This window comes from Mesorhizobium sp. M0772, from assembly GCF_040320135.1.
GTDB lineage: Bacteria > Pseudomonadota > Alphaproteobacteria > Rhizobiales > Rhizobiaceae > Mesorhizobium.
Window position 1 is genome coordinate 1 of sequence record NZ_JAMYPB010000088.1, and the last position, 13,681, is coordinate 13,681.

Here is a 13,681-nt window from a genome sequence, read left to right on the forward strand (position 1 = left end):
AGTCCACCAACATGCTTGAACGGCTCAACGAGGAAATCCGCCGGCGCACCTATGTCGTGCGCATCTTCCCGAACGCCGAAAGCTGCCTGCGCCTGCGCCTGGTCAGCTGGCCGTCGAAACCAATGAAAACTGGATGGAGGCCAACCGCTATATCAACATGGATGATCTGCGCGAGCACAAGAAGCTCGCTCTACGCCAAGCCGCATGACCAGTTTCATGATCGCCCATTTTGCAGAACTTGACGCACACAACCGTAGGGAAGGGCGGATTTAACCCCCAAAACACCCGCGACAGAGATGCTCAAGTCACGCTCTTCAAAGCCATTCTGATTAGACGTGACGCTGCGTTCGCAAAGGGTATCGAGCGGGTTAGTTATGTATGAAAACTGTGACGCCCCGATCGAGCACGGATTCGCACGCATATTTCTCTAACCCACGCCTCTCGGGCGAATGAACCGCCTCTCTGCTTACTCTGGCCGTGCCGTCTTCTTCTCCCGCGGCAGTTCGCGTCTTTGTTTGCAGACGACCACGATCGATTTGTCCCAGCGATCCACTCGCCGCTGGGATAGATGATTGCTTTGCTGATCTTGAGGAACGATGGCCTGATCCGCATGCAACGCGCCCGTTCGAAGAGTCCCGTCGCTTACCTGGCCGTGACAGCGAGCGATGACTTATTCAGGGGTGAGCAAGTTGAGGGTCAGGCATTGGCGGGACAGATAGCAGAGTTGTGCAACAGATTGTTGCACCCGCGACCACGTCGGTAGAGACCCGAGGAGAAATGTCGGCGGCATCACCGCGGACGCTCGTGGTGACCCGAAGCTCTCAATAGAGCTCAATGACCGCTTTGCGTCTAATATGACAGGTCGAGCGCGCTACCCTCTTGCCTGAAAACCGGAACGGCCGGTTGCCGAATGGCTAGTTATCCAGAACCAATCTGACTTTCTGGGCGAGAGCTTGGAGGGTAGCGGGTTTCTGCAGGAGTTGAACGTTTGGATCGATGATCCCATTGCGAACTATGGCATCACGTGCGTAACCGGACGTAAAGAGCACCCTCAAGTCAGGCCGCAATTCAACGGCAGCATCCGCAAATTCCCGACCGTTCATTCCGGGCATGACAACATCCGTCAGCAGCAAGGAAACGTCTCCTCGATCCTCAAGAATGCGCAGGCCTTCAACCCCATTCTCAGCAGAAATCACCGAATAGTCGAGATCCTCGAGCATTTGCATTGTCAGTTGTCTTACACTCGCCTCGTCCTCGACGACGAGGATCAATTCCTCTGGCTTGCCATTGGCAACGTCTTGGCTGTTCGCCCGCCGTGCTCCATCGGCGGGACCATTGTGCCTTGGCAACCAGATGCTGATGGTAGTCCCCACCCCCAGTTTTGAATCGATTTTGACATAGCCACCGGACTGCTTGACGAAGCCAAACACCTGACTCAGCCCAAGGCCGGTTCCCTTGCCGACACCTTTGGTGGTAAAAAACGGCTCGAAGGCTCTTTCCAGAACCTCCGCGCTCATACCCGAGCCCGTGTCCCTCACCGCAATAAGGACGTAGGGGCCGGGGGAAATGCCATGATCTGCAGCAACCGACTGGTCGACCAGGAGTGCAGAGGTTTCGATTGTCAGGGTTCCGCCCTCCGGCATGGCATCGCGAGCGTTGACCGCCAGATTTACGAGGACATTTTCGAGTTGGCTGGGATCAGCGAGCACTGCACCGTCATCGGATTGCACGACCGTATTGAGTGTTACGTGCTCGCCCAGCGTCCGGCGCAAAAGCTCCGACATATCCTGCACCATCCGGCCGACGTCGAGGGATTCAGGGGAAAGCGGCTGCTGCCGGGAAAAAGCCAGTAGCCTTTGCGTCAGCATGGCAGCTTTGTGGGCACCCTCGGTCGCGGCTGCGATCAGTTGGTGCACGCCGGGCTCGCCGCGGTCGACGCGCCGCTGGATCAAGTTGAGTCCTGAGATGACAACTCCCAGCATGTTGTTGAAGTCGTGCGCGATACCGCCCGTGAGTTGCCCCACCGCCTCCATTTTCTGGCTTTGGCGCAGCTGATCCTCCAAATTCCTGCGGACGTTGATGTCGCGCCCGGCGGCGTAATATTGGTTGTTTCGCGGCATAAATTGCCAACTGTACCAGATGAACCTGCCATCATTGGCACGCATGCGTAAGTCGAGGTCGCGAACCGCAACCCGGCTATCCGATAGTGAGAGCCGTGTCACAGCCGCAACATCTTCAGGATGAACGAAATCCTCGAAAGTCTTACCCTCGACCTCGCTTTCGTCCAAGCCGAGATGCTCGGTCCAGGCCGGATTCACACTTTGGCACTTGAGGCCGAAATCCGTTACGACGAAAAGATCCTGGCTGACGCGCCAGATCATATCGCGCTCACCGGTTGCGTCAGCTACCCGTTGCTCCAACGTCTCATTCAGGGTCTTCAGCTTCAGTTGTGAGGACAGGCGATCTGTTACATCGCGCAAAAAGGCGGTGGTGAATTGCTTGGCGCCACCTGACCAACGGCTAATCGAAGCTTCGAGATGGCGCGTCGACCCGTTGCGCCGCTTCACGGAAACCTCTCGATGAACTATTTGCTGCCCTGAGCGACTGGCGTCGTGCAATTGCGACCACCGGTCGCCTTCCACGAACAGACCGGCGCTCGGCTGACCGGCAAGCGATGCCTTGTCGATTTCAAAGAGCACCTCGGCCGCCGAATTGGCTCCCTGGATTGCCCCAGTGTCATCCAGGGTAAGAATGGCTTCCGCGGCGCTTTCCATGACCGCATCATAACGGGCATTCTGCCGTTGGCGCAGCACGGCTTCCCGCCGCATCGCCCCCGTCACATCCGAAATCTGAATAAGGCATTCATACGCACCTATCGCCCCGATTGGTCGGATGGAAATGCTATGGATCAGCGGCTGGCCCGCTCGCGTCCGCAACGCAAGCAGGGCTGGGTGGAGTGTAGGGGTCAGCAGGCTGGAGGCCCCGGCTTCCAAAGCCTCGTTTAACGCAACGAGGATTGGGCCGAGCGGCCGGCCGGGAAAAAGCTCCTCCATTGATTTTCCGATCGCCTCGGTCGTCCGTATATTGCTGGCTGCGGCGATCCAGGCATTCCAGGCGGTCACTTGCCTTTGAGAACCGAGCACGATTATACCGCAATCGAGTGCATCTAATATCGGCGTCGAATTATCGTGAGAAGTGTTCAACATGGCACTATTTATCGTTCCCACCGATCCGCTCGATAAACTCGCACAAGAGGCCCTTTAAAACCGCTAGGGAAGGCATGTCCATCAGCATGGCAATGTAGCCCGTGATGTCATTGTCCTTGACGGTGAAGTTTATGTAGAGAAACAGTACGACCTCGCCGGGTAGGGGCGGCGGCGCCAGATTGAAGAAGTCGGTTCCAGTGCCTCGAATGACCTCAGGCAAGGAGACGCGAAGACTACGGCGCAACAGGTTGGCGATGGTGGCCAGGCAACTATTGAGAATGATGTTGCCCGTCTCTGCGAGTGCTTCCTGTTCAAGGTCGATGATGTCTTCCAATGAATGGTCCGGACCGGCTACAGCACGCACAAGTTCGAGACTTCGCTCCTCTGGGAAAATAAGCAGCGCGCGACCAGTGATATCACCTTCGAAAACCTGGTGAACGGCAACCAGACGGTCCATCTCGCGTTCGTCCAAGATATCGATGGCTTGCTGCCTGCCGACGAGGTTGATTCTTGGGACGGACAGGAACACCTGTCGTCCAACCATCTCGCGGAGATTCTTGGCGGCTCGGCTGACGGCGATGTTCACCAGTTCAGTGAGGGCATCCTTCTCGAGTTCTTCCAAGACAAGGTCGGCCGGAGTCATCATTGATCGTCCTGACCAATGGGAGTGTCGGGTTTGCCGAGAAACGCAACCAGGTCCGGGCCATTCACTGGCTTGGTCAGGAAGGAAGCGCCCAGCGCCTTTGCACCTTCGACTATCTCGTGCTGCTGATTAGCGGAAATCAGTGCCAATCGCATTGACGGATCCTGGGCACGAAAGTCCGCCGCCAAGGCAAGCCCATCGCGGCCGGGCATATTGTAATCCATCAACACGATATCAGCCGCGAACTCACTCGCCAGTTGAAGCGCCTCATCAGCGTTGCCGGCCTCTTTGCGCACCCATGTCGGATAGTTCTTGGCGAGAATCTTGACCAAGGCCATTCTCGCAAGCTTGCTGTCGTCGACGATCAAAACGTTCATTACGACCTTCATTTCAGCTGGGGTTAGGGATATCGCATAAAATGCAATAATTGTGAACTAGCCGCCATGCACTGCCCGGAAGCCGCGATGAAAATAGCTTTCGAGAAATGGCGAGCCCGACGGCCCAATGACCCTCACGCGGGCCGCCATCAGGACTTGCAGAACGGCAGCATGGATCTTGGTGCACTTCCGCCAGTCAACTAAGATGTTGCCTGACTCAACCAGCATTGCCAGCAGGGTTTCGCTGTCTTCTAAAGTGCAGTCGCCCTCAAGCCGGATCGGTCCACCGCTTGGGTCGGAAATGACGGTCATTTCACCAAAGCCTCCACATCGAGAACAAGCATGACGCGGCCATCACCCAAAATTGTGACGCCTGCAACGCCTTCTACACCCGCGAGCACCCCCTCGATGGGTCTCATCAGTATATCCATTGTCTCCCCGACATCATCGACCTCTATCCCGCACATGTCGTTCCCGACCAGGACGACTACGACTTGGAAATCGTCGGCGGTCGTTTCCGACGGCGTTTCGCCAAGCGTCGCCGCAAGACTAACGAGCGGGATGGTATGGCCGCGATGCCCGAACACGCGCGCGGCGCCAACCATCGAGACATCACCGCGCGAAAGTCGACGGGTTTCGATAACTTTCTCAAGCGGAACGCCAAAAACTTGTTTGACTACTTCCACGGTGACCAGGTGCGTCATCAGGATGGAGTAGGGCAGGGTGAATTTTGCGATCGTCCCGCTTCCGGGCTTCGTCTCAATGCCAACCGATCCGCCGAGCGCCTCGATCGCCGATCGCACCGCGTCCATCCCAACCCCACGACCGGAGACCGTGTTGACAGTTGCGGCTGTCGAGAACCCCGGATTGAACAGCAATTCCAATGCATCGTCATCGGAAAGCGAGGCGAACCCGGTCGTCAGGCCGCGTTCTGCCGCAACCCGTCGAACTCTCGCGAAATCCACACCTCGACCATCGTCTTCCACCTCAACGACAATGCTGTCGCCGACTTTCGCTGCACGCAGGCAGATCGTGGCATGCGGTGGCTTCCCTGTCCTGATGCGCTCGTCCGCCGGTTCGACACCATGGTCGATTGCATTGCGAAGAACATGCATAATCGGCTCTCCAAGAGCCTCGACGATGGTCTTGTCTGCTTCGGTGTTCTCCCCTTCTGTCACGAGAACCACTGACTTACCCGTTTCGGTCGCAAGGTCTCGCACCAAGCGCTGAAACCTTTGGAACACCTGTCGCATGGGCAAGACACGGATGCTCAAGACAGAACGCTGCAACTCATCGACCAACCTCTCCAGTCGGGATTGTTGTTCCTCCAACACGGCCGCCAAATCCGCCGATGGAGTTCCACTCCGGGCTAGCGTTGCGGCATGCGTTAGGGCATTCTTGGCAACCGACAGTTCGCCGGCCAAATTCACTAAGGCATCAATGCGTTCGACGCTCACCCGCAGTGATCGGGCAGCATTTGAGTTCGGGATGGCGAGGCGGGAATCCCGGTTCACGGAGAATTCGAGGACTTGGGCCTCGTCTCCCAAAACCCGGTCGATCAGGAGGATGAGTGCTTGTCGTCCCTCTGGATCGTCCGCGTCCGGCACACTACCATCGTAGCGTTCCAGCGTATCCTTGTGCCGGACGCTCCGAGCCAGGATATTCATCACCACGCGCCGCGCGGCGCCTACTCGGCCGGCCAGACCTGTGGTCGCGACCTGGGAAAGGAGTTGGGACTGCGCTTCGAGCACCAGCCGCGCCATCCGGCTAAGTCCTGCGCGCTGATCGGGGACGGCAGAAGAAAGCTCGCGGATCTCGAGGACGCTCGAAGAGTCCGAGCTTATCGCTTGGGTATAGCGCAACAAAGCGTCCTGCGGAGCAGAGGACAACGCTGTGAAGAGCAGGTTGCACTCGAATGGATCACCTTCCCTCAACGAAGGCCAGACATGAACCTGTTCCACATGAAGAGCTAACAGGCCAGGCAGGCCGGCGACCAACGCAAGGGGATCTTCGCCGCGAAAGAAGCACTGTGGGTCGGGCTGGAACAACAACCCGGTTGAGGCTCGGGCTGCGACATCATGGTTGGCCTTCAAAAGAGATGTCAACCACCCCGCCGCCAACAAGGCGGGCGGGCTCTTTCCCGGAGGTTCTTCCCATAGCGCCGCTTGCAAGCGGCGGACCATCTCATCCGCGGTCGACCCTGCATCCTCCGGGACAGTTCCCTTTACCTCAATGCTATCGAGCCAGCCGGTGACTTGATCCAATGCCCAGAGACAGTTGCCGATATCCGCAGTGCTTAACGTCCTCGTACCGGACCGGCCGGAATCGAGCAGTTCCTCAGCCGCGTGCAGACCCCTCGCCATATCTGGAAAATCGACGATACCGGCCCCGCCCTTGAGGGTGTGAAACGACCGAAAAGCACTGTCCAGCCTAGTGTGATCGCCTGAATCACCTTCGAGCGCCAGAAGATCCAGTGTTGCCTGCTGCACAGACTCGCGGCACTCCACCAGGAACTGCTCAAGAAGTTCAATCATGGGTTGATCCAGCAAGCAAGGCAACGAGCTCCAACAGGTCCTGCCCAGCGACGGGCTTGGCGGCGTAGAAGTTCGCTCCGGCAATTTGGGCAGCCCGCAGGTCATGGAGCCCGGCTTCCGTACTGGTGATGAGCACGGGGGTGGACGCAAACGGTTCGCCTCGTTGCCGAAGCATCCTTAAGAAGCTGAGGCCATCCATGACCGGCATGTTGATGTCCACGATCAGAAGGTCGACGATCTCGAACCCAAGCAGTTGCTCCAAGGCTTCCACCCCGTTCAAAGCCTCGAACACCTCATAGCCCGCTGGCTCCAGCACGCTTCGATAGTACAGGCGCACGAGAGCTGCGTCATCGACCACCAGGACGCGATGGAGCGTAGGTTTGCTCACCGCCCGACCTCTGGTTTCTGATAGACAATACCATCTTCGAACCGACGGATTTCGAACAGCGGAGAGATACGGCTCATCGACTCTGTGTGGCCAAGGCAAATGTAGCCGCCGGGTAAAAGGCTTTCATAGAGGTTGTCTGCAGCAATGCGACGCGAAGCGTCGTCGAAGTAGATGAGGACGTTTCGGCAAAAAATGACATCGAATTGGCCGTGGTGCCTGGTCTCGTTAGATTCTATTAGATTGACACTGGAAAATTGCACCGACTCCCTCAACTCTTCGACAAGCCGCCACCGATCGTCGGCTTCTTGGTGAAAGTAGCGGTCGATGACCTGGCCCGGCAAGCGCATCAGTGCGCGCTTGTCATAAAAGCCGCGCTTGGCCGCGGCAAGCGCTTCGGTATCGATATCTGAGCCGCAAATCTCGATGCTGTAGGCGTCGACCAGCGGCCACTTGTCCAAGAGCCACATCGCAATCGAATAGGGTTCTTCCCCAGTCGCGCAAGGTACCGACCACAAACGCAACTGGTCTTTCCCATAGCCGGCTGCGATTCTTTCACGCAGCAAATCCTTCGTGAGACACCGAAATTGATGATCTTCCCGGTTGAAATAAGTCTCATTGACGGTAAAGGCGTTGATGAACTTCTCGATCTCACCCTCGGCATCAATACGAAGTTTTGCGAAATACCTTTCGAAAGAAGGAGAGGCGGTTGCGTTTGCACGATCAGCGATCCGGCGCTCTATGTAATAGCGCTTGGATACCGAATAGACCATGCCGGTGCGTCGATAGAGGAAGTCTCCCAGTCGACGGATCTCTTCGTCCGTGATCTCGATCACTGAGGGGCGTTCCGCGCCCCGATCCGGAGGGCCGCGGTTTTGGCGGCGAAATCCAAAAAGGGATCCGAGGGAAAACGCGCGGCGCACTGGAGTAACAAGGCAACGTGGTCAGGCGCCGCCACCTCCGCCATGACGTCGATCGCGGCACCGCAAACGTTGCCATTGCAATCATTAGCCAGGAGGGGAACCAGCAAATCAATCACCGTTGAAGGCTGCTGCGCGCGAACGAGTTCGCAGGCGAGGATGCGAACGTCGGGCTCCGGGTCACTGAGCAGTCCAGTCAACCGCGGCAGGAGCTGATCTTGCAATGCGCGCAAGGCGTCTAGTGCCCCGGTGCGCAAGCGGGCATCGTCGGATCGTAGGTATTGCAGAGCAACGTCGACGCTTGCCGCATTGGCTGATCGCATAAGGGCTGTAAACAAAGCCTGCAGCACGCCATCAACCGCTTCACTCTGAATCGCGCTGGAGATCACACCGGCGTTGTCAGAGGTGACAATAAACTCGCGAGCCGCCGCTCGCCTTTCCTCACTGTTCCGACTCGTCAACGAAGAAAATGCATCCGTGGGCGATGCGTCGCGGATCCCGGCTTGGTTGGGAAGCTCTTTGCGGATCAGAGGCAAGGCACAACCTTCATCAATTGCCGGGCTATCTCGGGTAGCGGCAGAATCCAATCTGCACCACCGCCCTTGACCAATTCCCCGGGCATCCCCCAAACCACTGCGGTTTCTTCCGCTTCAGCGATCGTCGTTCCGCCTCGCTCGTGCAGGAGTTTCATAGCACTGGCGCCGTCATTGCCCATTCCGGTCATGAGAATACCGATAAGGTCGCTGGGAGGTATTTGTTCCATGGCACTTCGAACAAGCCGGTCGGCGCTTGGATGCCAGGGATAGTCGACCTGGGACGGGACATTCATGGCAAATACGACGCCTCCTCGGCGCGATAAAATCATGTCCGCCCCACCCCGCGCAATGTAAGCGACACCAGGCACGACTTCCGTAGGGCGGGTAACCTCCACGATCTCGATGGCGCTCAGGCTGTTCAAACGTTTGGCCAGTGCGCCCGTGAAGGATTCTGGCATGTGCTGAGCAATCAAAATTGGCCAGGAGAACGATGCTGGCAGCGCTCCGACAACAGCCTCCAGTGCTGGCGGCCCTCCTGTCGAAACGCCGATGAGCACCAGCCCATTTACCCCAGTTTTTACGATGGGTTTTTTTGACGCTATTGGGGCGGGATAAGGACTTGTCGGCAGCGTCTGCCCTATACGGTGGCGTATACGTTCCTGCAATCGCAGCGTGGGTTTGATGCCGGTGACGGCGGCGGTTCGAATCTTGTCGAGCAGATCGTCTTTCATCTGATCAACGCGTAAGGACAATGTTCCCGAAGGCTTCGCAACGAAATCGAATGCGCCGAGGCGAAGCGCTTGCAGGGTCTCATCGGCGCTCTGTGATGTCACTGACGATACCATGACGACCGGGGTCGGCCTTTCCAGCATGATACGATCAAGGCACATAAAGCCGTTCATCTGCGGCATGTGGACATCGAGCGTGACCACATTGGGGCGGAAGGCGTGCAGGCGCTCCAGTCCTTCGGCGCCATTTCGAGCGGTTTCAACTTGGAATTCGGATGCGTCCGACAGCATTCCGGCAAGCAGCTTTCGAACGAGGGCAGAGTCGTCGATGATCAGAACCTTGATCAAGTCTGCAGCTTGGTTTGAAAAGAGTCCAGAAAGGTGCGCTCGGCACGCGTGAGCAGTTCGGTTGGATCAAGCAGCATGAGGATGCGAACGCCTTCATCCAGGCTGACGATCGACTGGATCAGGCGCGTAGTTTCTCCCGCCAGATCCGGCGCCCGAGCGAGCGCTGATGCATCGACGCCCAGGACTTCCGAGACGCTGTCGACGATGATCCCGGCGCGGTGGGAACCGGATTTGACCACAATCAGACGCGTCCGGCCACGATTCTCAAACGGCGGCATGTCGAAGCGCTTCCGCTGATCGATGACAGGCAGCACCTCGCCGCGCAGATTGATGACCCCTTCAAGAAATTTGGGCGTCTTTGGAACCCGCGTCACACGCTCCGGCACCAGTGCAACTTCCTCGACGACCTCAATGGGCAAGGCGAATTCGCCGGCGCCAAGTTGGAAGGCGAGCAGCTTGATCTCGTCGCGCTTTGAACCTTCTGTCGGTGCGGAGCCGTCTCGGGCCGGAGCTTGCACATGACCCAGACCACGCATGGTTTCCTCGCTGAGCAACAAATCCGGGTGCAAGACCGACAGCAGCCGGCTATCCGCCTCGCTCCGATAGATTGCCTTGACCTTAGCCTCGCCGCCAATTCTGGCTGCCATAATTGGCGGCACGGGTTCCAGCCTCAGAGGATCGATGGCGATGCTCTGCTTGACAGCGTCGACAACGACGCCGACCGCGGTGCCGCGGACATACGCGACGATGACCTTCTCATTTCCCTGAAGCTCGTTAGCGAGGCCAAACAGTGCTCTTAGGGACAAAATTGGCAGCAGTCCGTCGCGGAACGATATCAAACCAGGGACCTGCGCATCCGCGCCCGGCAGAGAAGTCAGGCCTCGGGGGATATTGAAGACCTCCTGCACCTCGGCAAATGGAAATGCGTAATCCTGCCCATCGACTACGAACGTTGCGAGCATTTCTCGACCTACAGCGCCTATCGCGCTCATATCAGGAACCAACGTGCGGCTGCGGCCGGTCACACGATCCCGGGCTTGGGGGGTAAACGCCCCTTCGAGCAGGGTATCAACGTTGAGAATCCTCACCGCCTCGCCATCATTTGAGAAGACACTGTCATCGCCGCTGCTCACCGCGGCGCCCTTGAGTGAATGACGCTGCTCGATGCTGCTTGCCTGTACGTTGACGATCCCTTCGACAGTGTTGACAAGCAGCGCATACGGCGCGGGTGCGTCGATGACCACGGCTCGCGCCGAATCCGACAGAGCTTCAGAAGCAAGTCGCAGCAAGCGGCTCAAGTCCGCAATTGGCACAATTGACCCACGCAAGTTCGCTAATCCGCACAAAGCCGCTGGGGCTTGCGGCACCTTTGCCATTACGGGTACCCTGACGATCTCGGCCACCCGATCGACCGGAACCGCGTAAGTATGCTCGGAGCAGCGAACCGCCAAGAACCGTTTGGATAGCGCCGCTGGCGCGCCTTGCTCAGACATTTTGTGACTTGAGCTCTTCAGCGAGGGAGGCAATCTCCTCAATCGCCGCAGCCAGGTCCTCAGCTCCTCGCGCTTGCTCTTGGGAAGCGGTCGATGCCTCTCGAGACGCTGCACCGGCTTCCTCTGCGGCTGTTGCAATCTGCTTCGCGCCAGCTGAAGCCTGGCTCGCCGCAACGAGTATGTCGGTAGCGCCAGAATTGATCGCTTTGCTCGCCTCGACGAGCTGCGCCAGCTCTTCTTTGGTCTTCTCAAATACCGCTAAAGTGGCGCGACTATTCTGAATCTCGACTTCCGACAGGCCGCAGATCCGCTCGAGATCGCCACGCAGCGAAGATATCTGCTCGATCATTCCGCGAACCGTATCCTTCACTTTATCCAAGGATTGCGATGCTTCGCGCGCCAGCCCGCGAATGTCTTTGGACACCAAGGAGAAGCCGCTGCCATAGTCGCCCGCCCTGGCTGCTTCGACCGCTCCACTGACGGCAAGCATGCTGGTCTGAACCGCGACTAATGTGATCGCATCGACGATCTTCTCGATCTTGCGGCCAGTTACCTCCAAACTAAGCAACGCAGATACGCTCGCTGTCGTGTCCTGGAGGGAACCCGTCAATCCGTTAATAAGGCTTTCGACCGCCGCGTAAGTTTCCCTCAGCGACTGTTCCATCGCTGCAACACGCTCCTCGGCTGCAACTGCATTTTCTTTTGCAAGGGCAGCACTTTGCTCGATCTGGCTCAGTGAGGCCGAACTTTCGTGGGTGGCCGCCGCCTGCTGCTGGGCGCCACGGTTGATCTGCTCGACCGCAGCCAGAATCTGACCGGCGGCCCCCGAGAGCTCCTGAATATTCGCCGACAGCTGTTCGGCTGCCGAGGACGCCTGCTCGGCGGCTTTTCCTGCGTCTCCGCCGCGCAATAGATTAGCCAAGCGTGCCAGCGCGTGCGCTGCCGTTTGGCCTTCAACAAGCGCCTGCGTCTGCTGTTGGATCGCTGCCTGCGATTCCGCAGCTGCAGCCGACTGCTGCTCCGCGGCACTGGCAACTTGCTCGGCACCTTTTTGCGCCTCGGTGGCGGCTTTTTCGGCTTCAACCGAAGCCAGCGAGATGGCGCGGCTGCCGAGCGCGATCTCGCCCGCGGTTTCCCGCATGGCGCGAAGGTTTCGCAGCACGACGTTTGAGGCCTTTGCTTCGGATGCCGCAGCGTGAGCGGCAGCAGCGACTCCGGCTGCAACCGCGCTGACATCTTTTTGGATGCTGGTGGATAGCGCCTGAACTTCACGTGCGCTGGTGTCGGATATCTGCGCCAGCGACCTTACTTCTTCAGCGACTACGGCAAATCCGCGGCCATGATCGCCGGCGCGAGCGGCTTCGATGGCGGCGTTTAGGGCAAACAGATTCGTCTGGTCCGAGATGCGGCTGACCGTGCGGCCTATAGCTCCGACTTCTTCAGCGCGTTCTTCGATAACGGCAATCAATTGTGCCGAGCTTTCCTGGCGAGCGGCATTTCGTTCAATCGCACTGACCGCATTCATCACCTGATTCGTCACATCGGCAAGCAAGCCCTGCACCGATTCCGATCGCCTTTGCGAATCCTCGGCTAAGCGTCGTCCCACGGCCAGCGTTTGCGTGGAGTCGCTGATTGTGCGCAGTTGTTCTTCAGCCGCGCCTGATGCTTCCTCCGCACCCGCGGCGATCTGTTCCATCGATCGCCGTAATTCTTCACCGGCGGCCGATGCCTCGGTGATGCCGCTGGCCAGCTCCTCAGTGGCGGCGGCAAACCGTTCGGCTATTTGTCCGTGAGGTAGGTCTGATTTGATGCTTTGGCGTGATCTGGCCGGCAAATCTGCTTTTTCGGGATGCAAACCCTTGTCTGGTCCAGTGCGTTTCGCGATCCTTGACGTCTTAACGAGCGACATATTGGATGAAATCCTATTTCGCGGTAGCGGCGTTTGCCTGATTTCTATCTTATCGCCGGTAAGCGCGCCACCGCAGATAGCCTGGCCACGTGCAATCCTGCTGGATTGCGGTCGGCCACTATCGCAAGGCAGGTGCCACTGGCCGCATATAAGCGGTCCGCTGTTCGATGAACGATGCCATTGCGGTAGGTTCGCTTTCTTCCAAAATGAGAGATCATCGAGGGCCCACCGCGCAACTGAGATAAAAACCGCGACCAGTTTGTTTTGGCCGCAGATGCGGCAACTCGGGAATTTAATCGAAACGGAACCCATACCCATACCCGGACGCCACCCATTTTGGAACCGAAGGCGCCCGGCCTTGCAACCCTGGAAGCCGCTGAATATGAGGTTCAAGGGCGCCGCTTCTAGGCGAAATGTGGGTGGGTGGCCGTCACGGTCTCGCCGGCCATTTCCTCGACATGGGGCATTTCGCGCGCTCCTAGATGTTTGATCCCAGGCTTTGATGGCGCATACTTTTCGTCCGAATCAAAGGATGCGCTATGGGCCAGGTTCTTCATGGGAGCGCCACGACGACAGAGGCGATCCGTCGAGCGATACAGCAT

The 13,681-nt window shown here is 58.1% G+C and carries 12 protein-coding genes and 1 pseudogene; 1 reads left to right on the forward strand and 12 read right to left on the reverse strand.

Annotated features, from left to right (window positions below):
- Positions 1–208: pseudogene (locus NKI06_RS30040) on the forward strand (transposase); the annotation flags it as partial.
- 706 nt (positions 209–914) lie between these two features.
- On the opposite strand, the gene NKI06_RS30045 reads toward NKI06_RS30040, so the two are convergent.
- The 12 genes from NKI06_RS30045 to NKI06_RS30100 form a co-directional block, all read right to left on the reverse strand.
- Positions 915–3,206, reverse strand: a complete 2,292-nt coding sequence (locus tag NKI06_RS30045; RefSeq protein WP_031204560.1) for a PAS domain-containing hybrid sensor histidine kinase/response regulator — start codon at positions 3,204–3,206, stop codon at positions 915–917.
- Positions 3,207–3,210: 4 nt separating this feature from the next.
- The gene (locus NKI06_RS30050) at positions 3,211–3,852 is read right to left on the reverse strand and encodes a chemotaxis protein CheX (protein WP_023673726.1); all 642 of its coding nucleotides are present in this window, start codon (positions 3,850–3,852) and stop codon (positions 3,211–3,213) included.
- Positions 3,849–4,226, reverse strand: coding sequence for a response regulator transcription factor (locus NKI06_RS30055; RefSeq protein ID WP_023707350.1), 378 nt, complete (start codon positions 4,224–4,226; stop codon positions 3,849–3,851). The genes NKI06_RS30050 and NKI06_RS30055 overlap by 4 nt, the downstream gene beginning before the upstream one ends.
- 57 nt (positions 4,227–4,283) lie before the next feature.
- Positions 4,284–4,538, reverse strand: a complete 255-nt coding sequence (locus tag NKI06_RS30060; RefSeq protein ID WP_023673728.1) for a hypothetical protein — start codon at positions 4,536–4,538, stop codon at positions 4,284–4,286.
- Positions 4,535–6,760: a chemotaxis protein CheA gene (locus NKI06_RS30065; RefSeq protein ID WP_352987881.1), complete on the reverse strand. Its 2,226-nt coding sequence runs from the start codon at positions 6,758–6,760 to the stop codon at positions 4,535–4,537. Before NKI06_RS30065 ends, NKI06_RS30060 begins: the two co-directional genes overlap by 4 nt.
- The gene (locus tag NKI06_RS30070) at positions 6,753–7,148 is read right to left on the reverse strand and encodes a response regulator (protein WP_023673730.1); all 396 of its coding nucleotides are present in this window, start codon (positions 7,146–7,148) and stop codon (positions 6,753–6,755) included. The genes NKI06_RS30065 and NKI06_RS30070 overlap by 8 nt, the downstream gene beginning before the upstream one ends.
- The gene (locus tag NKI06_RS30075) at positions 7,145–7,981 is read right to left on the reverse strand and encodes a CheR family methyltransferase (protein ID WP_023673731.1); all 837 of its coding nucleotides are present in this window, start codon (positions 7,979–7,981) and stop codon (positions 7,145–7,147) included. The genes NKI06_RS30070 and NKI06_RS30075 overlap by 4 nt, the downstream gene beginning before the upstream one ends.
- Positions 7,978–8,601, reverse strand: coding sequence for a HEAT repeat domain-containing protein (locus tag NKI06_RS30080; RefSeq protein WP_023673732.1), 624 nt, complete (start codon positions 8,599–8,601; stop codon positions 7,978–7,980). Before NKI06_RS30080 ends, NKI06_RS30075 begins: the two co-directional genes overlap by 4 nt.
- Complete coding sequence (gene cheB / locus NKI06_RS30085; protein WP_023673733.1) at positions 8,592–9,677, reverse strand: chemotaxis-specific protein-glutamate methyltransferase CheB; 1,086 nt, start codon at positions 9,675–9,677, stop codon at positions 8,592–8,594. The genes NKI06_RS30080 and cheB overlap by 10 nt, the downstream gene beginning before the upstream one ends.
- The gene (locus NKI06_RS30090; RefSeq protein ID WP_084630992.1) at positions 9,674–11,170 is read right to left on the reverse strand and encodes a chemotaxis protein CheW; all 1,497 of its coding nucleotides are present in this window, start codon (positions 11,168–11,170) and stop codon (positions 9,674–9,676) included. Before NKI06_RS30090 ends, cheB begins: the two co-directional genes overlap by 4 nt.
- Positions 11,163–13,391 (reverse strand): methyl-accepting chemotaxis protein, encoded by a 2,229-nt coding sequence (locus NKI06_RS30095; RefSeq protein ID WP_352628648.1) that lies wholly within the window; start codon positions 13,389–13,391, stop codon positions 11,163–11,165. Before NKI06_RS30095 ends, NKI06_RS30090 begins: the two co-directional genes overlap by 8 nt.
- Before the next feature lie 92 nt (positions 13,392–13,483).
- Positions 13,484–13,681, reverse strand: a 198-nt coding sequence (locus NKI06_RS30100) for a hypothetical protein (protein ID WP_352987882.1), incomplete at its 5' end; no start/stop codon positions are given.

Bases quoted from the DNA above. Each gene is read 5' to 3' on its own strand.
- NKI06_RS30045 (WP_031204560.1), bottom strand. From the start codon at position 3,206: ATGTTGAACACTTCTCACGATAATTCGACGCCGATATTAGATGCACTC.
- NKI06_RS30050 (WP_023673726.1), bottom strand. From the start codon at position 3,852: ATGATGACTCCGGCCGACCTTGTCTTGGAAGAACTCGAGAAGGATGCC.
- NKI06_RS30055 (WP_023707350.1), bottom strand. From the start codon at position 4,226: ATGAACGTTTTGATCGTCGACGACAGCAAGCTTGCGAGAATGGCCTTG.
- NKI06_RS30060 (WP_023673728.1), bottom strand. From the start codon at position 4,538: ATGACCGTCATTTCCGACCCAAGCGGTGGACCGATCCGGCTTGAGGGC.
- NKI06_RS30065 (WP_352987881.1), bottom strand. From the start codon at position 6,760: ATGATTGAACTTCTTGAGCAGTTCCTGGTGGAGTGCCGCGAGTCTGTG.
- NKI06_RS30090 (WP_084630992.1), bottom strand. From the start codon at position 11,170: ATGTCTGAGCAAGGCGCGCCAGCGGCGCTATCCAAACGGTTCTTGGCG.
- NKI06_RS30095 (WP_352628648.1), bottom strand. From the start codon at position 13,391: ATGGGTTCCGTTTCGATTAAATTCCCGAGTTGCCGCATCTGCGGCCAA.